The following is a 19600-nucleotide window of genomic DNA, read 5'->3' on the forward strand; positions in this document are numbered from 1 at the left end:
TTTAAATAGATTTATCTGTAAAATAGGCTAAAATTGCCTCTACCAGACCTGGTATGGTATATTCTTTAGCCTCTATCTGTGGGCTAACACCATATTTTACAAGTTCTTGAGAGGTAATCGGACCAATAGAGGCAAAAAGTGTATTTTTTAAGTCTACTTCTTGTTCTAACTCTAACAAAAGCCTGAAGAAATTCTTAACCGTCGAAGAACTGGTAAAAGTTATGATGTCTATTCCTTGTTTAAACTCTTCTTTAAACACAATTTTTGTCTCTTCTGGAAGGACGGTTTGATAGATGGGAACTACCTCTACGATAGCTCCAAGTTCTTCTAAACCCATAGGTAACACATCTCTAGCTTCTTTAGCTCGTGCAATAAGCACTTTCTTCCCTTTCATAGGTATTTTTGAAAAAGCTTCTAAAAGCCCTTCTTGGGTAAAGTTTTTTTCAGGAATAAGGTCAGCCTTAATACCCCAACCTTCTAAAGCCTCAGCCGTTGCCTTTCCTATTACAGCTATCTTTAAATCCTTTAAAGCCCTCAAATCCTTTTCGTTTTCTAACAGAGCTTTTATAAAAAATTTAACCCCGTTCTCAGAGGTAAAAACCAGCCAATCATAAAGGTTTAAGCTTTCTAAAAATTCGGTGTTATAAACTGGCACAACCTTTATCAAAGGCAACTCTACCACATCTGCCCCAAGATCTTCAAGCAAAGAAGAAAGTTTACTTGCCTGTTCTCTGGTACGTGTAACCGCTATTCTTTTACCAAAAAGAGGTTTCCTTTCAAACCAGTTAAATTGAGGTCTTAGTTTTACCACCTCTCCTACCACGATGATAGCCGGAGGCTTTATCCCTGCCTTTTCTACCTCAGCTATGATGTTTTCTAAACATCCTGTAACTACTTTTTGCTTTGGAAGAGTTCCCCACTGGATCAAAGCTACCGGGGTTTTAGGGTCTTTGCCTTCTTTTATCAAATTTTCGACGATATGTTTAAGATTTTTAACCCCCATCAAAAACACTAAAGTTCCAAGTTTAGCTAAAGCTTTAAAATCGATTTTACTTTCAGGTTTTCCTTCTGCCTCATGTCCGGTGATGACAGCTAAGGTAGAGGTATAGTCACGATGGGTAACAGGAATCCCAGCATAAGCCGGGACTGCAATCGCAGAGGTAATACCAGGAACTACCTCAAAAGGAATACCCTCTTTAACAAGCTCCTCTAACTCTTCACCACCTCTACCAAAAAGAAAAGGATCTCCCCCTTTAAGCCTTACGACTTTTTTCCCTTCCTTGGCTTTTTTTACTAAAAGTTTATTGATTTCTTCCTGTGGTAATGTGTGTTCTCCTCCTTTTTTACCTACATAAATCTTTTCAGCCTCTTCTTTACAAAAAGAAAGAAGTTTGGGGTTAGCTAAATAGTCATATATCACTACCTCTGCTTGTTCTAAAATTCTTTTTCCTTTAAGGGTAAGAAGTTGTGGATCTCCTGGACCAGCACCTACCAGATATACCTTTCCTTGAGTCATGTTTTATCTCCTTGATTAGCTGCTTTGATATATTTCGGATAAAATCTTTTCTCCTCCTAAAGAAAGAAGACACTTTGCAAGCCTTTCCCCTAAGATTTCTGGATTTTCGACCTCTCCCTTTTCAACCTGTTTGTAGAATCTTTCACCTTCTAAATCGCTTATAAAACCCACCATAAAAAGTTCGTTTCCTTCTAACCAAGCATAGGCTCCAAGAGGAACTTGACATCCACCTTCCAAAGTCTTTAAAAAGGACCGCTCAGCCCTTATACATATCTCTGTAGGCTTGTGGTGAAGACAGGAAAGCAAATTTTTTATATCTAAGTCGTCCTTTCTTATTTCTACAGCTAAAGCTCCTTGCCCTACAGCTGGAACCATTTCTTCTATAGAAAATCTTTTATATTCTATGCATAAGTTTAATCTTTTTAAGCCAGCCTCAGCAAGCACAATCCCTGCAAACTGACCTTCTTTCCATTTTCTTAAACGGGTATCCACATTTCCTCTTAGAGGTAAAATTTCTAAATCTTTTCTAATTTTTTTAAGCTGCGACATCCTTCTTAGACTACTTGTTCCTACTCTTGATTTAGATGGAAGGTCTAAAAAATCCCGATCTGAAATCCAAACATCAAAAGGAAACTCTCTTTCAGGAATACAACCTAATTCTAAACCATCAGCCAGCACCGAAGGAACATCTTTAAGGCTATGAACTGCTAAGTCTATCTCACCTCTTAAAAGAGCCTCTTCTATCTCCTTAACAAAAAGGCCTTTTCCTCCTATTTTACTCAAAGGGGAGTCTAAAATTTTATCTCCTGTGGTCTTGATGATTACCTTTTCAAAGTGTATGTGTGGAAAAAAAATTTTAAGACGACCTATTACCCAATCTGTTTGAGCTAAAGCTAACTTGCTTCCTCTGGTACCAACCTTTATTTCCACAAATCCTCCGATAGACGAATTTATCCACAGCTACTACAACTTCCACCTTTACAGGTGGCACAAGCAGAACCTGCTGAACTTACAAACTTAGAACCTGATTTAAAAGCTACTTGTGACATAAGTTTAGTAACTTTTGGGCTTTTACATTTTTTACACCTTATTTCTTCTGTAGGTTTTAAAACAAGCTCTTCAAAGACCTCTCCACATTCTTCGCATTTAAACTCATAGATAGGCATGGAGCTTAACTTCCTCCTTTTAGAAAAATTTTCTCTAAAACGATTTTAAAATAAACCTTTCTACCGTTTAGTCAAGACTTAAAGACAAATCGAAAACCTCAAAGTCTATAATGATTATGAAAGAATTTTTCAAACCTTTACTTACAGGGATTGAAAAAAATAGCAAAAAATGATATATTCAAAATCTATGAAAGCCATAAGAATAGAAGTAGCGGTTAAGCCTGAAATTAAAGATGTTTTTGGTCTAAAAGTCCAAAAAAAGATCGCTACAGACCTTAATCTTGAGGTTGAAGTTGTTAAATTTATCAAAGTCTACCTGGTAGAAGGGGATTTTTCCCTTGATGTTTTAGAAAAATTTGCTCAGTCTGCCCTTTGCGATCCGGTAATTCAAACTTACACCCTTAACCATCCGATAGGGTTAAAGCTCCAGTATGATTTCGATTGGGCTTTAGAAATCGGATACAGGCCAGGAGTTACAGATAACGAAGGGAAGACAGCAGAAGAAGCCCTTTCTTACCTTCTTGAAAGACCTTTAGATTCGCAAAAAGAAGGGGTCTATTTTGCAAAACAATTCTTAATTAAAGGAAAGCTTTTAAGGGAAGACATAGAAAAAATTGCTAAAGAACTTTTGGCTAATGAACTTATAGAAAGATGGTTTATTCTTTCTAAAGAAGAATTTTTAGAAAAAAATGGATTTACTTATCCTGTTCCAAGGGTCACAGAGTATTTTCCTCCTTTAGTTGACACTTTTGACTTAAAATCTTTTTCAGATGAAGACTTATTAAATCTTTCCAAGCAAAGGCTTTTAGCCTTAAATTTAGAAGAGATGAAAAAGATCCAAAGTTTTTTTTCTGATCCTGAATTCATCCAAAAAAGAAAGGAAGTTGGGCTGAACGAAAAGATTACTGACGTTGAGTTGGAAAGTCTTGCTCAAACCTGGTCTGAACATTGTAAACATAAGATTTTTAACGCCAAAATCTTTTACAAAGATTTAGATACTGGACAAGAAAAAGAGATTGATAGTCTTTTTAAGACCTATATCAAAACTTCTACAGAAGAAATTCGTAAAGAAAAAGGAGACAAAGACTTTTGTTTGTCTGTTTTTGTAGACAACGCAGGCGTTATAAAACTTGATGAAGACTGGGCTTTAGCTTTTAAAGTAGAGACCCATAACAGCCCCTCAGCCCTTGATCCATATGGTGGTGCCTTAACAGGAATAGTAGGGGTTAACAGAGACCCTTTAGGCACAGGAATGGGGGCGAAACTCATCTTTAACACCGATGTCTTTTGTTTCGCTCCCCCTAATTGGGACAAGCCTTTACCTCCAAGAGTGTTACATCCGAAAAGAATATTTGAGGGAGTAAGAGAAGGTGTAGAACATGGAGGCAATCAGAGTGGTATTCCTACGATAAACGGTTCTATTGTTTTTGACCCAAGATATATAGGTAAACCTCTGGTTTATTGCGGAACAGGTGGACTTTTACCTTTATATTTGAAAGACAAACCTTCCTGGAAAAAAAAGGCTAACCCGAATGATTTAGTAGTGATGATAGGTGGGAAGATAGGTAAAGATGGGATTCACGGTGCTACATTTTCTTCAGAGGCTTTACATGAAGGTTCTCCAGCCACAGCTGTACAAATAGGAGACCCTATTACCCAAAAAAAATTGGTTGATTTTATCTTAAAAGCACGAGAAGAAGGTCTTTATAATTCTATAACCGACAATGGTGCTGGAGGGTTGTCCTCCTCAGTAGGAGAGATGGCTAAAGAAGCTGGTGGGGCTGAAATAGACTTAGTCAAAGCTCCTTTAAAATATCCTGGTTTAAGACCTTGGGAGATTTTAGTTTCAGAAAGTCAGGAAAGAATGACCTTAGCTGTTCCTCCGGAGAAAATCAAGAGATTTTTAGAATTAGCTGAAAAAATGGGAGTTTTAGCCACAGTCTTAGGAAATTTTAACGATTCTGGTTACTTCCACGTAAAGTATCAAGAAAAAACAGTAGCCTTATTACCTTTAGAGTTTTTACATGAAGGAGTACCGCAACTAAGACTTTTTGCCGAATGGAAGGCTCCTCAATATCCGGAAAAGTTAAATTTTGAACCTCCTAAAGATTATGGAGAAGTTCTTAAAAATCTTTTAAGTTCTTACAACATCTGTTCTAAGGAATACGTAGTCAGGCAGTATGACCACGAGGTACAAGGAGGCAGTGTTATCAAACCCTTAGTAGGGGCTGAAAATGACGGCCCAAGTGATGCCGCTGTGCTTCGTTATGATTTAAACTCTGAACGGGGAATAGTAGTCTCTCACGGAATATGTCCCAAGTTTTCAGATTATGATACCTACTGGATGGTAGCTAATGCCATAGATGAAGCTATAAGAAATGCGGTATGTGTGGGTGCTGACTTAGAACATATGGCAGGTCTTGACAACTTCTGCTGGTGTGACCCTATAGAAGGAGAAAAAAATCCTGACGGAAGGTATAAATTAGCTCAGTTAGTAAGGGCCAACATGGCTCTCTATGATTTTACCAAAGCTTATGGAGTCCCTTGTATCTCAGGTAAAGACTCTATGAAAAACGATTACCTAATGAATGTGGGGTTAAAACCAGATGAACCTAATCCTTATGGTGTAGGAGTAGTTCTTCCAGATGGGACACTTAAAATTTCTATCCCCCCTACCCTACTCTTTTCTGTAGTAGCTACCATTCCTAACATCAAGTTAGCCCAAACGATGGAAGTAAAAGCTCCGGGAGATTTAGTCTACCTTTTAGGAATAACCAAAGAAGAACTTGCTGGGTCAGAGTACTTTGGTCTACTCGGACTAAAAGGAGGGGTCGTTCCCAAGCCTAATGCTTATCTTAACAAAGAACTCTATCTAAGACTAAGGGATGCCATTTATTCAGGACTTGTTTCTTCTGCCCATGATGTTTCAGACGGGGGTTTAGCAGTATGTCTTGCTGAAAAGGCTTTTTCTGGTGGTTTAGGTCTTTTTATAGACCTAACGGCTGTTCCCTATGAAGGAGAAAAAAGAGAAGATTTTATTCTATTTTCTGAAAGTGCTGGGAGAATAGTAGTAACAATAAAAAAAGAAAAAGCCAGAGACTTTGAAGCTTTGATGAGAGATCTTCCTTGTTCTTTGATAGGTGAAACTATCGAAGAAACTTACTTAATTATAAAAAGTTTCGAAGAAAAGTTGTTAATAAAAGAGCCTCTTAAAGGACTTAAAGAGGCCTGGCAAAAACCTTTCAAAAATTGGTAATAAGAGGTAAATAACATGCCTCTAAAAATTTTTTCCTATCCTTCTAAAAGAGCTGAAAACTATCTCAATAAGCTTTTAAACCGGGTGGAAACCTTTCCTGCCAAAAAAGAAAAATATGTAAAAGCTATAGGAGATAAGGTAAAAAAATTTGGAGACAAAGCTCTTTTAGAGTATACTCACACCTTTGATAAAGTCTCTTTAAATCCATCAGACCTTAAGGTAAAAGAAACAGAGATAGAAAAGGCTTACCAAGAGGTATCTGAAGAACTTATCAGTGCCATCAGGCTTGCGGTAGAAAAGGTTAAACGTTTCCATGGTCAGCATTTACCTACTTCTTGGTTTATTAAGCAGGAAAAAGAGGTACTTCTTGGTCAGTTGGTTACTCCGGTAGAGGCGGCAGGAATTTATATACCTGGAGGTACTTCAGGAGAAACCCCACTAATTTCTACCGTGGTGATGACAGCAGTTCCTGCAAAGCTTGCCGGGGTAAAAAAAGTAGTTATGGTATCTCCTCCTCGAAAGGATGGAAGCTTACATCCAGGGCTTCTTGTTGCAGCTAAAGAAGCAGGAGTAGACGAAATTTATAAAGTAGGTGGCCCTTGGTCTATTTTTGGATTGGCCTATGGGACAGAAACTTTACCTAAGGTTGACGTCATCTGTGGTCCAGGTAATATCTATGTTACTATCGCTAAAAAACTGGTCTCTTCTCAAGTAGGTATCGATATCTTAGCAGGCCCAAGTGAGGTTTTGGTTATAGCAGACGAAACCGCTAATCCTGAGTTTGTGGTTTGGGACTTACTTGCCCAGGCTGAACACGACCCTATGAGTCTTGCTGTACTGGTTACCACCTCTTCTTCTCTGATAAAAGAAGTTAAAAGACTTCTTCCATCGGCCCTAAAGAAAGGGTTAAGAAGTGAGATAGCAGAAAAGGCCCTAAAACAAAGAGGTGCAGTTTTTAAAGTAAGAACACTTGAAGAAGCCTTTTATCTTGCTAATGTTATCGCTCCTGAACATTTAGAGTTGATGATAGAAAACCCTATGGATCATCTTTTTAAAGTAAAAAATGCCGGGGCGGTGTTTTTAGGTGCCTTCACCCCAGAAGCTATAGGAGATTATATAGCGGGACCTAATCATGTTTTACCGACTATGGGGCTTGCCAGATTTTCTTCTTCTCTTTCTCCAGAAAAGTTTCTTAAAAAAATAAACTTTATCCAGTATTCAAAAGAGGCATTGGTAGATGAGGCATCTAAGGTCGTTCTTCTTGCTGAGACAGAAAACCTTCCCTGTCATGCTGAAGCTATTAAGGTTAGAATAAAAACTCTAAAAAGGGAAGACCTATGAAAAACCCTTTCTGTTATCATGAATTCTTAGAAGAAATAACGGAAGAGATTTCTACTGAGATAGAAACCTTAGGTCCTTGTAAAATACCCAATCCAATGCCACTTTCTCCCTCTTGCTTTGTAGAGGATAACACTAGAATAACCCTAAGGCTTAACGTAGACTATTTAAAAGCTCAACTAACGCAAGAAAAACCTGTCATTTCTTTAGAGGTAGCTGGACCAAGACCTTATATCTATTTTGACCCCTCTAAATTAAAAGTGGGTATAGTAACCTGTGGGGGATTATGCCCTGGTATTAATGATGTTATAAGATCCTTAGTGATGACTTTGTATTATTCTTATGGAGTTAATAAAATTTTAGGCTTTAAGTATGGGCTTCAAGGTTTTATCCCAAGGTATGGACATGAAGTGGTAGAGCTTTCTCCAGAAAAAGTAAAAGATATTCATTCGATGGGAGGGACCTTTCTTGGCACCTCAAGAGGGCATCAACCTATCGAAGAGATAGTTGACACCCTTGAAAGGTTAAACATCAACCTTTTATTTATGATAGGAGGAGATGGGACTTTTAGAGCAGCCAACAAAATTAAAGAAGAGATAGATAGGAGAGGAGTAAAAATAGGAATTGTTTGTGTTCCTAAAACGATAGACAACGATATCTGGTTAGTTTCAAAAACTTTTGGTTTTAATACCGCGGTAGAAATGGCCTGTTATGCTATTAGATGTGCTCATACAGAAGCTATAGGAGTACCTTATGGGATCGGCTTGGTAAAACTTATGGGTAGGCATTCAGGATTTATTGCGGCTGCAGCCACCTTAGCTACCAGAGAAGTTAATTTTTGTCTTATTCCAGAGATGGATTTTGATTTGGAAGGGCCTCAGGGACTTCTTTGTAAGTTAGAAAAAAGATTGTTAGCAAGAAAACATGCGGTTATAGTGGTAGCTGAAGGTGCTGGGCAAAAATATGTACAAAAAGACCCTCCTGAATATGATGCTTCAGGTAATCTAAAATTAGGAGATATAGGCAAATTTTTAAAGGAGAAAATCGAGGAATATTTTAAGCAAAAAGGTCTTCCTGTGGTTATACGTTACATAGACCCAAGTTATATCATAAGAAGTGTTCCTGCCAACGCAGAAGACAGAATCTTTTGTGGATTTTTAGCTCAGTATGCTGTTCATGCCGGTATGGTGGGAAAAACCGGTCTTATGATAAGCTATCTCAACGACCAGTTTGTCCATATACCGATAAAAGAGGCGATTAAAAAACGAAAACAGGTAAATCTTTATGGCCGATTCTGGCTTTCGGTTTTAGAATCTACAGGACAAGGTACACTTAAAAATAGCTGATGAGAAAGGGCCAAAAATTAATCTTAGTTATCTTTTCTTTTTTTATTCTTTTAACTTCTGTTGTAGTAATTGAAAAACTTTATCCAAAATACGAGCTTCTTACTTACAGCGAGTTTAAAACCTTAGTAAGGTTTGGATTGGTTGACAATCTTACCTTAAAAAAACATGAAATTACAGGAATTTTTCGTGAACAAGCTGCAGAGAAACTTTATGAACTAAGAAACAAACCGGTAAAAAATTCTAACTCATTTAAAGTTTATCGAGCAGAAGATCCTGACCTTTTAAAACTTCTTGAAGAAAAGGGAATCAGATATCAGGTTAAACCCGAGAGCAACCATTGGATTGGGTTATTTTCCTGGTTAATACCGTTGATAATACTTATCGCTTTTTGGCTTTTCCTTTTTAAAAAGTTTACGTCGTCAGACGGAGGAATCATCAGTTTTGGTAAAAGTAAGGCTAAAATCTATGTAGAAGACGAAATACAAGTAACCTTTAAGGACGTGGCAGGAGTGGATGAAGCTGTAGAAGAACTAAAAGAAATCATAGAGTTTTTGAAACATCCTGAAAGGTTTACCAAGCTTGGAGCCAAAATTCCGAAAGGAGTATTACTGGTAGGTCCTCCTGGTACAGGTAAAACTCTTCTTGCAAGAGCCGTAGCAGGTGAAGCAGGAGTCCCTTTTATTTCTATTTCAGGATCTTCTTTTGTAGAAATGTTTGTGGGAGTAGGAGCTGCCAGGGTGAGAGACCTTTTTTCTTAAGCAGAAAAAATGGCCCCTTGTATCATTTTTATAGATGAAATAGATGCAGTTGGAAGAGTCAGGGGGATTTCTCCTGCAGGAGGTACTGAAGAAAGAGAACACACCCTGACCCAGCTTCTTACTGAAATGGATGGGTTTGACCCAAAAAAAAGGAGTTATCATCATCGCAGCCACCAACCGTCCTGAAATCTTAGACCCTGCCCTTCTCCGTCCAGGAAGGTTTGACAGGGTGGTTGTGGTTGATAGACCTGATTTAAAGGGGAGAGAAGAAATCCTTAGGTTGCATTGCCAAAACATACCCCTTGGTCCAGATGTAGACTTAAGGGTTATTGCCGCAAGAACGCCTGGTATGGTGGGAGCAGACCTTGCTAATGTGGTAAATGAAGCAGCTCTGCTTGCCGCAAGAAAGGGTAAAAATTATGTTGAGATGGAAGATTTTGAGGAAGCTATCGATAGAGTAATAGCAGGCCTTGCTAAGAAAAACCGTTATATCTCCCACGAAGAAAAAACCAGAATAGCCTATCATGAGGCAGGACATGCGGTGGTAGCCTCAATATTAACCCCACAGGAAAAGGTGCACAGGATTTCTATCATCCCAAGAGGTATTTCTGCCTTAGGTTACACCTTGCAACTTCCTACCGAAGAAAGATATTTGATGACCAAAACTGAACTTTTAGCCAAAATCTCTGTACTTTTAGGTGGTAGGGCTGCCGAAGAATTAGTTTTTAAAGAGGTATCTACAGGAGCTCAAAACGATTTAGAAAGAGCTACCGAAATAGCAAGAGCTATGGTCATGGATTACGGAATGAGTGACATCTTAGGACCGCAAACCTTTAGGAAAAGAGAACATCTATTTTTGGATGTTCCTTTTAAAGAGAGAGAAATGGTTTCTGAACAAATAGCCTCTCTTATAGACCAAGAAATAAGTCAAACCCTAAAAACTTGTTATGAAACCTCTACCAGAATCCTTTCAGAAAGGATAGAAATTTTAGAAACTATTGTTAAGATTTTAATGGAAAAAGAAGTTTTAGAAGGTGAAGAACTAGAAAAATTGCTCTATCAAAACCTAAAAGGAGGAAACAGTCGATGAAATTAATATCTAAAGTCATAACCTTAGTCTTTTTTATTCTTTTTACCTACCAACTCAGTTTTAGCAGTATACCCCCTGAGGTTTATGAACAAGTCAAAAAAGATTTTTCTCCTCTTTCTGGGTTACTTATTGGTATAGAAGATAGAGAACTTATAATCGATAAAGGTTTGGTGCAAGGAGTTAAAAATAAAGATCTTTTTACGGTTTATAAAAGAGGAAAAAAAATCGTCCACCCTGAAACTCAAAAAACCCTTGGATATCTAAAAGAACCGGTAGCTAAAATAGAAGTTGTCAGAACATACGAAAACTTTGCCATGGCAAAGGTTATCTATCAAAAAGAGCCTTTAACGGTTCCTATGCCGATTACCAGGTATGCAGACCTAAAAATTCTTGTTATCGTGGAACATACCAACCCAAACGAAAACCTCTTTCTAACCCTTAAAAACAACCTCCCAGACTGTACTATAATTTTTGATCCTAATCTTAGATTTAGCCAAATAACCCCTGAGTATTTATTAGCTGAAAAGTTTGACCTTCTCTTTGTAGAAGAGGAAAACACCATAAAGGTATATAACTCAAAGTTAGACCTTATAAGATACTATGGAGGACTTTCTTATTCAAAGGTATCTACCTCAACTTACCTTAGACCTTCTCAAACCAAAGTAGAACCTAAACCTTTAGGCGAGACACAACCATCCCTTATAGGTAAGACTAAGGGAGAGGTAGTACAAGCTGAGTTTACTGATATAGATAACGACAGAATCCCAGAAATGATTTACTTTAACTCACAAGGGCTTTTTATCGTCAAACTAAAAGGAGGGCTTTTAGCCTATTACAAACCTGCTTCAGGAAAGATAGTAAATTTTTCTGTAGGACCAACTGGTTGGATCGCTTTAAACGTGTATGACGATAGAGTTGGGATGAAAAGTGAAATTTTACATTACACCAATCAAGGACTTAACCCAGTGATAACCAATATCAACCTGATTTTAAACTTTGTAGATTATACTGCAAGAGGAATTAAAGATACCCTTTTAGGACAAACCTTTGACCCAGAAAACTTTTTCGGAAAAGAAGTGTTTATTCTAAAAAGAGAAAACAACCAGCTTATTTATGCCCACAAACTTAATCTTTTTGAAGGATATCAAAATATAGGGACCAGCTTTGTAGACTTTGACCTGGACGGACAACCAGAGATTTTAACTTACTTAGATGACGGAAGATTAGGTGTGTATAAAAACAATCAGCTTCAATGGACTTCTCCTTATGCTATAGCCCAACACTTTTATGAAGTAAGGCTTATAAAGGGGAAAAAGGGACAAGAAGTGATTAAAAAAGTGGTATTACCCTTTATTTCACCTCTGGTTCAGTATGCTAACGGTAAAACCTTTGTATTTTTTGCTTCAACAGAGTTTCCTTTAAACACCGTTAAAAAAGAATTAAAATATCTTCCTTTAGATAGCGCTACTTCTCAGATTTTTGTCTTAGGATTTGAAGGAAACTATTATTATAAAAACCTTACTTCTGCTCAGAGAGGATTTATTACCGGAATTGGATACGATAATAGCCTTCTTTATTTTACAGTAGTAAGAGGAAAATATCCTGTGGATACAGAGACAGAGCTTTATAGCCTTATTTTGGGAAGGTCTTCTTTTTAGGATTTTAAGGCTTTTCTACGGTTATGACAGTATGAACGTTCCCTCTGGGGTTAAAATCCCCTATTACTTTCAATTTTTTAGGTTCTAAAGCCTTCCAGAGGGCATCGAAGATCTCATTGGTAGCGGCTTCATGAGAGATGTAACGATTTCTGAACTTGTTAAGCCATAGCTTTAACGACCTAAGTTCAACGATCTTTTCATTAGGTACATATTCGATCTTGATTACCGCAAAATCTGGATATCCAGACCTGGGGCAAAGACAGGTAAACTCGGGAAAAGTGATGGTTATTGTATAATCTCTGTCAGGATAAGGATTGGGCCAAACCTCAAGTTCTGCCTGTTCTATGGCTAACTCGCCATACTTTTTCTCACTCATGTGGTTAATTATAACATCTTAATCATTAATGCCAAGGGTGAAAACCTTTATTTTAGAAGAAACCTAAAAACTAAACCTTGGAACAACTGTCTCACTTGATAAAAGTTGTCTTTATCGATTTTAAGGTATAAAATTAGAAAAAACTCTTAATTTTTCGGAGGTTTATCATGCCAGAGGAGAAAAAAGAGTATCCTCACATCCCTCAGGAAATCATAGAAAGGGTTAAAAAACTTAGGGAAGAGATAGAGTATCATAATTATCGTTATTATGTACTTGATTCCCCTGTTATTTCTGATGCTGAATACGATGCGTTAATGAGAGAACTTAAAGAAATAGAAGAAAAGTATCCAGAATTGATTACCCCAGACTCTCCTACCCAAAGAGTAGGGTTCAAACCAGCAGAAGGATTTAAAGAAGTTCCTCATGCAGAACCCATGTTATCTCTGGATGATGCGATGGACGAAAACGAAGTTTTAGAATTTGATAAAAGAGTTAAAAAATTTTTAGGGTTACCTGAAGAGGCTCAAATAGAATATACGGTGGAACCCAAAATAGATGGTCTTGCGGTAGAGTTAGTTTACGAAGATGGAACCTTAAAATTAGGGGCTACTAGGGGCGATGGATATGTAGGAGAAGATGTTACCGCTAACATCAAAACCATTAAATCTATCCCTCTAAAACTAAAAAAGTTTGATGAAAACGCCCCTGAAATACCACCAAGAATTGATGTAAGAGGAGAAGTTTATCTAAATAAGGAGGAATTTGAAAAAATCAATCAAGAAAGGATAAAAAAGGGAGAACCTCCTTTTGCTAACCCAAGAAATGCTGCTGCTGGTTCTTTACGTCAGCTTGATCCTTCAGTTACAGCCAAAAGAAAATTAGATATATTCTGTTATGGAGTAGGAAAGGTTGAAGGTTATAACTTCAAAACTCAATGGGAGATACTTCAAACTTTACCTAAGTGGGGTTTGAAAGTAAACCCGCTGGTAAAGTTAGTTAAAAGTATTAAAGAAGCTATCGAGTATCATCACGAAATGGAAAAAAAAAGACAAGAACTTCCTTATGAAATAGACGGTATTGTAATCAAGGTAAACGATCTATCTCTGTGGGAAAAACTTGGTACCAAAGCAAGGTCTCCAAGATATGCCATCGCCTATAAATTTCAACCTACTCAAGTAACTACCAAACTTCTAAACGTGGTTTTCCAAGTAGGAAGAACCGGTGCTATTACTCCGGTAGCTATCTTAAAACCTGTACAAATAGGAGGAGTTATAGTAGAACGAGCTACCCTTCATAATGAAGACTACATCAAAAGCTTAGACATAAGGATTGGAGATTGGGTGCTTGTACAGAGGGCAGGAGATGTGATCCCTCAAATCATTATGCCAATAAAAGAAAGAAGAACAGGTGACGAAAAAGAAATTAAATTTCCTACAGAGTGTCCAAGATGTGGCACTAAACTAATCAAAAAGCCTGGAGAGGCTGTCTGGAGATGCCCCAACCCTAATTGCTACGCCAGTTTGATAAGAAAAATTTTACATTTTGCCAGTAGACTTGCGATGAATATAGAAGGATTAGGAGAAAAGGTAGCCAAAGAACTGGTAGACAGAGGTTTAGTAGAAAACATAGCAGATCTCTATTATCTTCGGTTAGAAGACTTTTTACGACTACCTGGCTTTGCTTACAAAAAAGCTAAAAACCTCTATGAAGCCATCCAAAAAAGTAAAAAGACTACGTTAGCTCGGTTTATTCATGCCTTAGGAATAAGACACGTTGGAGAGGCAATGGCTCAACTTTTAGCCAAAAAGTTTAAAACCTTAGACAATCTTATGAAAGCCTCTATGTCTGACCTAATGTCAGTAGAAGGGGTAGGTTATGAAGTAGCTAAATCTATAGTAGAATTTTTTAAAAACGAGCACAACCAAGAGATTATCAAAAGATTATTAGAGGCAGGGATTACTTTCGAAGAGGAAGAAGAAAAACCGGAAGAAGTTTCTCCAAAACTTGAAGGGTTAACCTTTGTGTTTACCGGTGCCTTAAAAAGTATGACCAGAGATCAAGCTAAATCTAAGGTTTTACAACTGGGAGGTAAAGTCTCAGATCATGTGTCTAAAAACATTGACTACGTAGTGGTAGGAGAAAAACCAGGGTCTAAATATCAGAAGGCTATAAAACTTGGTGTTAAAACCATTAACGAAGAAGAATTCTTAAAACTTATAGGAAAAACCTAATAATTCGTTAACCTCTTCCATAGTTTTTTTAGCTATACTTCTTGCTTTTTCTATTCCTGCCTGCAGTAGCTCTTCCCAGTTTGCTTTTTCTATCTCAAGACGTCTTTCCCAGATTTCAGTTAACCCTTCTATAACTTTAGAAGCCAATCTTTGTTTACATTCAACACACCCAAGCTTAGCCTTTTTACAATCTTCTACGACTCCCTGCCTTTCTTCCTCAGAAAAATAAATTTTTATCAGATTATACGCTACACAACGATTTTCAGGATCTCCTGGATCAGACTTTCTGGGTCTCTGAATATCAGTCACATAAGATAGAACTTTCTTCTTGACTACCTCAGGGGGATCATTTAAAAAAATAGCGTTTCCATAACTTTTACTCATCTTTCTTCCGTCTGTTCCTGGTATTTTGGGTACCTCAGACAAAAGGGCTTCAGGTTCAGGAAAAAACTCGATACCGTACAGATAATTAAATCTTCTGGCAATTTCTCTGGTTAATTCTAAATGAGGTACCTGGTCTAAACCTACAGGGACTTTTTCTGCTTTATAAATTAAGATGTCAGCTGCCTGTAAAACCGGATAGCCTAAAAAACCATAGGTAGTCAAATCTTTATTTTGAAGGTTTTGAACCATATCTTTATAAGTAGGATTTCTTTCAAGCCAAGCTACTGGAGTAATCATAGAAAATATCAAAGAAAGTTCTGCATGTTCTTTAACAGCTGATTGTAAAAAAATCACACTCTTTTCTGGGGAAAGTCCTACTGACAGCCATTCTAAAAATAGTTCTTTTACAAAATCTCTTAATTTTCGAGGAGAGTCATACTCTGTAGTTAGGGCATGCCAGTCTGCCACAAAGTAAAAACATTCGTGACTTTCTTGAAAACTCAACCAATTTTTTAAAACTCCATGAAGATGTCCCAAATGAAGCGGACCTGTAGGACGCATTCCACTTAAAACCCTAAATCTTTTCACCGTCCCCACCCTTCCTTCTAATTTTATTTGATAACTCTTTAAATTACCATAAATTCTAAAAATTTGTAGTAAAAAACCTCTTTTAAAATGTTTAATTTTGGATAAAATATTTTTCATACTTTTTACGGGAAATAAACAGGGAGGTACAATTAAAATGAATTGCGATAGATTAAAAACCCTTATCAGAGATTGGTATCAAGAAGTAAGGTCTTTTACCCTTTCTCCTGTCAAAATGATGGATTTAGTAGAAAAACATGTGCAAAACTGTGAAGTTTGTCAACAAGATGAAACTTTACCTTTAGAGTTAGAACAATTAAGAGAAATAATTAGGGTTCCTTATAAACCTCCTAAAGAAGCTGATTTTAAGTTTTCTGAAGATGTGGAATACATCTATAATGAAGATTTAGAAGAATTAGAAGAAGAGGAAATTTAATCTAAGAGGTGGCTTTTGGCCACCTCTTCGTTATTTAAGACCTCTTATGGCAGTCATTACATTTAACAGGTGCTTGTTTCCCTTCTTCAGCATTAACTTTTTTATGGCATTCAACGCAGGTCTTATGATAAGCATCCATAGCTTTTAACACTTTATCTTTAGCCTGAGCTATATCATGGCATTCTACACATTTTTTCACCTCTTTGGTAGGGTCTGCTTCTGCATGATGGCACACTTTACAATCGATTTTATATACATCTACATGGTTTGCATGATTAAATTTAACACCTGGAAACTTAGCTCCTTCAAATTTTAATTGTATTTCTGTTGGAAGAGCAAAAACTAAAGTAAAACAGGACAAAATTCCTCCTATAATTAAACCTCCCCAAACCTTCTTTTTCATGGTTTTACCCCCTCGTTTTTTAATTAATGTTCCGTATGTTCTTCATGTTCTTCTTCATATCCGGTAAACATAGCTATGATGTGAGCTAAAGGAGTATGTCCTAAAGTACTTAAATAAATATGAACAAAAAGGAAAAACCCGTAAAACACCCAAAGGCCATTGTGAATTAAAGAAACAATCTGAATACCTCCCATCAAACTTTCTAACCAAGCAAACTGAACAGGATCCCAAAGCACAAGACCTGTCAAAATTTGTAAAGGTATACAAAAAATCATGATGATAAAATAAAAAACCTGTTGAAGAGGATTAAATTTGCTGTCAGGGGTCGGATGGTGAGGATTTTTATCTCCTACCATGATACCATAGGCATAATACTTGGCCTGGTTAAAAGCCTTTTTGATAAACTCTATAGGTCTCCAAAAAGGAGGAATGTAAATTTTAAAAATTTTTCCGGTAAACAGATAGTAACATAACCAGATAAAATAATTAGCAAGCAAAATAAACCCTAACCAACTATGTATCTTAACCGCACTTTCAAAAGACATAAGATTTATCTTATCTACCAATCTGATCTGCAATCCGGTAATTATCAATACTATAAAACTAATTGCATTGATCCAGTGCCATATCCTTACAGGTAAAGGATGTAAATATACCTTCTTCATTATTTCCCCTCCCTTCTTTTTCTTCTAATAGGTGTGGTTATAATTCTTAAAGATAGATGCCCTAAACCAAAACCTATACCGCAAACCACAGCCAAAACAAACAATATATCTAAAACACTAATCCTTGACAGACCTAAAACATAAAAATCTCTAACATTTGGTATGGCATATACCGAATTTAAAATCTTTCTATCTACTAAGGTTTTTAAGGTTTTATCTCCTTCTTTATTGATTTCTAAAACCCCAGCAAACTTAGCCTCAGAACTATGACAGACAGTACAATCTTTTATAGCCTCTTTCTTAGAAAGAATTTTATGAGCATCATTAGAGTTTACTAAGTCTAATCTTCCTTTTAATTCAACTTTCACCTTCTGTTTAACCGTATTCAAAAACTGCCAGAACTCTTTTTCTTGGACCAAACCATCTTTATTAAGATCTATCTTATTTTTTACCTCTTCAACTGACCAATTTAAAGCTTTACTTAGATCTTCTACCGTTATGCCTGTTTTTTTAGCTTTATCTACCAAAGACAGCATCACTGCCTTTTCACCTTTTGCGTGACACACACTACAAGAAGCACTCTTAAAATGGACATCTACGAAGGATTCTAAGGTAAAAGGTGGATTATAAAGCCATTTATTATGAGCCTTCTTGGAGTCCTTATGGCAGGACAAACAAGAGTCGTTTAACTTTGCCATACTAACAGGTAAAACGTCATGGGCTTTATGACAGTTAGAACAATTAGGAGCATTAGGCTTGGATTCAGAAAGAGCTTTAAAATGAATACTATCTTTGTAAGCCTTGGCCTCTTCTCCATGACAACTTGCACAGAGATTGAACTTTAACTCATTATTAGGTAAAATACGCGCCACTTTATGATAATCATGACATCTTATACAGTCAGGAGCCTTCTCTTTCTCTTGATAAAAAGCCTTGGCATGGATACTTTTGTTAAACTGATCTACCTCTTTAGTATGACATTGCTTACATATTTCTATAGCTTGTTTTCTATACTCTTTTAGTGATGCTATCTTTTTAATAGGATGCTCTGTTTTAGAATAACCTTTATGACAATCAGTACACTTAAGGTCTTTATGTACAGAACTTAAAAGATGAGACCCATCTACCTTTACTGAAAGAACTTCACCATTTTCAAGCTTTTTAGTTATGGATTTACTATGGCAAGTCAAACAATATTGATTTTCAGGTAAATTTTTACCTATTTTGGCTGGTTTAACCCCATGATATCCATGACATTCTATACAAGAAGCAGTCTTAGAAATGGTGTAGTGTACCTGATTTCTTCTTAATGTGGCATCGGTATGACATTTCTGACATATCTGTTTAGAAAGATTAGCAGCATACTCTCTTTTATTCTTAAATCTATATAAAGGATGTTTAGTTTTTGAAAAATCACTATGACATACGATACACTGAAAGTTACCATGAACAGATTGCTTAATTTCATTTAAATTAACCTTAAGATTTAATTTTTCACCACTTTTTAACGTTTTGCTTAGATCAATTTTATGACAAGACATGCAGTATTCATTAAAACTTGCTTTTTGCTTCCATTCCTTCAAACTAAGGTCTTGAGAAGGTAAACTTCCGATAACCCTTTTAGAGGTAGCAGCAAGCAAACCAGTTGTTAATAAAAGAAGACTTAACAACAAGAAAGAAAAATATAGCGTCTTTTTCATTATTTAACCCCCACAGGAATATTTGTATGATATCCGTGGCAATCAATACACATAAACCTTTTATCTTTAGCTACCATAGCATGACCTGGATGTTTAGAGATACTTTCATAAGTATGACATTTAGTACAACGAGAAGCCATTTCTTTAGTGTAATCTTTTATAGATCTGATGTTAATAGGTTTAGGATGAAAATCTGTGTTATAAATATCATAATGGCAAGCAAAACAACCTATTTTACCGTGAGGAGTTTTGGCAAATTTTTCTGAATTAACATAAAGATACATCTTTTCACCGTTACCTAAAACCTTAGGCAACCTTTCTACTTTATGGCACTTTATACACTCTTGGGTCTGTTTTCTTACCAATTTGATAGGTTTAACATAGTGAGAATTATGACATTCAGAACAAAGAGTCTTTCCTTCTTTTACTATGTTTTGATGAAAAGAGGAAAGTCCGGACGCAGGATGACAGATTAGACAGTTTTGGTTTACCCCTTTGGAATAGCTGTAACGACTTTCTATTTTGATTGGTTTAGGATGGGTAGATTTATCGATATCCTGGTGACAGAATAAACAGTGAACCTTATTTCCATGAGCAGAATCATAAAACTTCTTTGAATCTACATAAAGAGCCATCTTTTCTCCGTTAGGTAAAACCTTATGAAGCCTTTCTAATTTATGACACTTTAAACA

The 19600-nt window shown here is 36.5% G+C and carries 16 protein-coding genes and 1 pseudogene; 8 read left to right on the top strand and 9 right to left on the bottom strand.

What is annotated here, in order from left to right:
* Position 1: 1 nt before the first annotated feature.
* Genes cobA through H529_RS0105685 form a run of 3 tightly spaced genes read right to left on the bottom strand, consistent with a single transcriptional unit; the run spans position 2 to position 2682 of the window.
* Positions 2-1516 carry a uroporphyrinogen-III C-methyltransferase gene (cobA, locus tag H529_RS0105675; protein ID WP_022855566.1) on the bottom strand — a complete coding sequence of 505 codons (1515 nt, stop codon included), beginning with the start codon at positions 1514-1516 and terminating at the stop codon, positions 2-4.
* Positions 1517-1531: 15 nt separating this feature from the next.
* Positions 1532-2446: a hydroxymethylbilane synthase gene (hemC, locus tag H529_RS0105680; RefSeq protein ID WP_022855567.1), complete on the bottom strand. Its 915-nt coding sequence runs from the start codon at positions 2444-2446 to the stop codon at positions 1532-1534.
* A gap of 20 nt (positions 2447-2466) precedes the next feature.
* Positions 2467-2682, bottom strand: a complete 216-nt coding sequence (locus H529_RS0105685) for an FmdB family zinc ribbon protein (protein ID WP_022855568.1) — start codon at positions 2680-2682, stop codon at positions 2467-2469.
* A 169-nt stretch (positions 2683-2851) separates the two neighbouring features.
* Here H529_RS0105685 and H529_RS0105690 point away from each other — a divergent pair, with 169 nt between their 5' ends.
* The 6 genes and pseudogenes from H529_RS0105690 to H529_RS0105710 all read left to right on the top strand — a co-directional run bounded on the left by H529_RS0105690 (position 2852) and on the right by H529_RS0105710 (position 12128).
* Positions 2852-5938: an AIR synthase-related protein gene (locus H529_RS0105690; RefSeq protein ID WP_245540273.1), complete on the top strand. Its 3087-nt coding sequence runs from the start codon at positions 2852-2854 to the stop codon at positions 5936-5938.
* 15 nt (positions 5939-5953) lie between these two features.
* Positions 5954-7279: a histidinol dehydrogenase gene (gene hisD, locus H529_RS0105695; protein ID WP_022855570.1), complete on the top strand. Its 1326-nt coding sequence runs from the start codon at positions 5954-5956 to the stop codon at positions 7277-7279.
* Positions 7276-8622 (top strand): ATP-dependent 6-phosphofructokinase, encoded by a 1347-nt coding sequence (locus tag H529_RS0105700; protein ID WP_022855571.1) that lies wholly within the window; start codon positions 7276-7278, stop codon positions 8620-8622. Before hisD ends, H529_RS0105700 begins: the two co-directional genes overlap by 4 nt.
* A pseudogene (locus H529_RS11855) lies at positions 8622-9566 on the top strand (ATP-dependent metallopeptidase FtsH/Yme1/Tma family protein). The gene H529_RS0105700 and the pseudogene H529_RS11855 overlap by 1 nt, the downstream one beginning before the upstream one ends.
* Positions 9511-10470, top strand: coding sequence for an AAA family ATPase (locus tag H529_RS11865; protein ID WP_281166817.1), 960 nt, complete (start codon positions 9511-9513; stop codon positions 10468-10470). Before H529_RS11855 ends, H529_RS11865 begins: the two are co-directional and overlap by 56 nt.
* The gene (locus H529_RS0105710) at positions 10467-12128 is read left to right on the top strand and encodes a hypothetical protein (protein ID WP_022855572.1); all 1662 of its coding nucleotides are present in this window, start codon (positions 10467-10469) and stop codon (positions 12126-12128) included. The genes H529_RS11865 and H529_RS0105710 overlap by 4 nt, the downstream gene beginning before the upstream one ends.
* Positions 12129-12132: 4 nt before the next feature.
* On the opposite strand, the gene queF is transcribed toward H529_RS0105710, so the two are convergent.
* The gene (queF, locus tag H529_RS0105715; RefSeq protein WP_028843082.1) at positions 12133-12504 is read right to left on the bottom strand and encodes a preQ(1) synthase; all 372 of its coding nucleotides are present in this window, start codon (positions 12502-12504) and stop codon (positions 12133-12135) included.
* A gap of 167 nt (positions 12505-12671) precedes the next feature.
* On the opposite strand from queF, the gene ligA reads away from it, so the two are divergent.
* Positions 12672-14735 carry an NAD-dependent DNA ligase LigA gene (ligA, locus tag H529_RS0105720; protein WP_022855573.1) on the top strand — a complete coding sequence of 688 codons (2064 nt, stop codon included), beginning with the start codon at positions 12672-12674 and terminating at the stop codon, positions 14733-14735.
* Here the strand turns inward: ligA and trpS are convergent.
* On the bottom strand, positions 14712-15707 hold the full coding sequence (gene trpS / locus H529_RS0105725; protein WP_028843084.1) for a tryptophan--tRNA ligase: 996 nt from the start codon (positions 15705-15707) through the stop codon (positions 14712-14714). The two genes, ligA and trpS, sit on opposite strands and share 24 nt — an antisense overlap.
* Before the next feature lie 154 nt (positions 15708-15861).
* Here trpS and H529_RS0105730 point away from each other — a divergent pair, with 154 nt between their 5' ends.
* Complete coding sequence (locus H529_RS0105730; protein WP_022855575.1) at positions 15862-16140, top strand: hypothetical protein; 279 nt, start codon at positions 15862-15864, stop codon at positions 16138-16140.
* A gap of 34 nt (positions 16141-16174) precedes the next feature.
* Here the strand turns inward: H529_RS0105730 and H529_RS0105735 are convergent, their stop codons facing one another.
* The 4 genes from H529_RS0105735 to H529_RS0105750 form a co-directional block, all read right to left on the bottom strand.
* Positions 16175-16543, bottom strand: coding sequence for a cytochrome c3 family protein (locus tag H529_RS0105735; protein ID WP_022855576.1), 369 nt, complete (start codon positions 16541-16543; stop codon positions 16175-16177).
* A 23-nt stretch (positions 16544-16566) separates the two neighbouring features.
* A complete protein-coding gene (locus H529_RS0105740; protein ID WP_022855577.1) occupies positions 16567-17208 on the bottom strand; it encodes a cytochrome b/b6 domain-containing protein in 642 nt (213 codons plus the stop codon).
* Entirely contained in the window at positions 17208-18908 is a 1701-nt protein-coding gene (locus H529_RS0105745; protein WP_022855578.1) for a multiheme c-type cytochrome, read from the bottom strand. The genes H529_RS0105740 and H529_RS0105745 overlap by 1 nt, the downstream gene beginning before the upstream one ends.
* On the bottom strand, positions 18908-19600 hold a 693-nt coding region (locus H529_RS0105750; protein ID WP_022855579.1), incomplete at its 5' end, for a cytochrome c3 family protein. The genes H529_RS0105750 and H529_RS0105745, both read right to left, overlap by 1 nt.

It is taken from the genome of Thermodesulfobacterium thermophilum DSM 1276 (assembly GCF_000421605.1).
Classification (GTDB): domain Bacteria; phylum Desulfobacterota; class Thermodesulfobacteria; order Thermodesulfobacteriales; family Thermodesulfobacteriaceae; genus Thermodesulfobacterium; species Thermodesulfobacterium thermophilum.

Coding starts and splice junctions, on each gene's coding strand:
- cobA (WP_022855566.1), bottom strand. CDS start 1,516: ATGACTCAAGGAAAGGTATATCTGGTAGGTGCTGGTCCAGGAGATCCA.
- H529_RS0105685 (WP_022855568.1), bottom strand. CDS start 2,682: ATGCCTATCTATGAGTTTAAATGCGAAGAATGTGGAGAGGTCTTTGAA.
- H529_RS0105690 (WP_245540273.1), top strand. CDS start 2,852: ATGATATATTCAAAATCTATGAAAGCCATAAGAATAGAAGTAGCGGTT.
- hisD (WP_022855570.1), top strand. CDS start 5,954: ATGCCTCTAAAAATTTTTTCCTATCCTTCTAAAAGAGCTGAAAACTAT.
- H529_RS0105700 (WP_022855571.1), top strand. CDS start 7,276: ATGAAAAACCCTTTCTGTTATCATGAATTCTTAGAAGAAATAACGGAA.
- H529_RS11865 (WP_281166817.1), top strand. CDS start 9,511: ATGGGTTTGACCCAAAAAAAAGGAGTTATCATCATCGCAGCCACCAAC.
- H529_RS0105710 (WP_022855572.1), top strand. CDS start 10,467: ATGAAATTAATATCTAAAGTCATAACCTTAGTCTTTTTTATTCTTTTT.
- queF (WP_028843082.1), bottom strand. CDS start 12,504: ATGAGTGAGAAAAAGTATGGCGAGTTAGCCATAGAACAGGCAGAACTT.
- ligA (WP_022855573.1), top strand. CDS start 12,672: ATGCCAGAGGAGAAAAAAGAGTATCCTCACATCCCTCAGGAAATCATA.
- H529_RS0105730 (WP_022855575.1), top strand. CDS start 15,862: ATGAATTGCGATAGATTAAAAACCCTTATCAGAGATTGGTATCAAGAA.
- H529_RS0105735 (WP_022855576.1), bottom strand. CDS start 16,543: ATGAAAAAGAAGGTTTGGGGAGGTTTAATTATAGGAGGAATTTTGTCC.
- H529_RS0105740 (WP_022855577.1), bottom strand. CDS start 17,208: ATGAAGAAGGTATATTTACATCCTTTACCTGTAAGGATATGGCACTGG.
- H529_RS0105745 (WP_022855578.1), bottom strand. CDS start 18,908: ATGAAAAAGACGCTATATTTTTCTTTCTTGTTGTTAAGTCTTCTTTTA.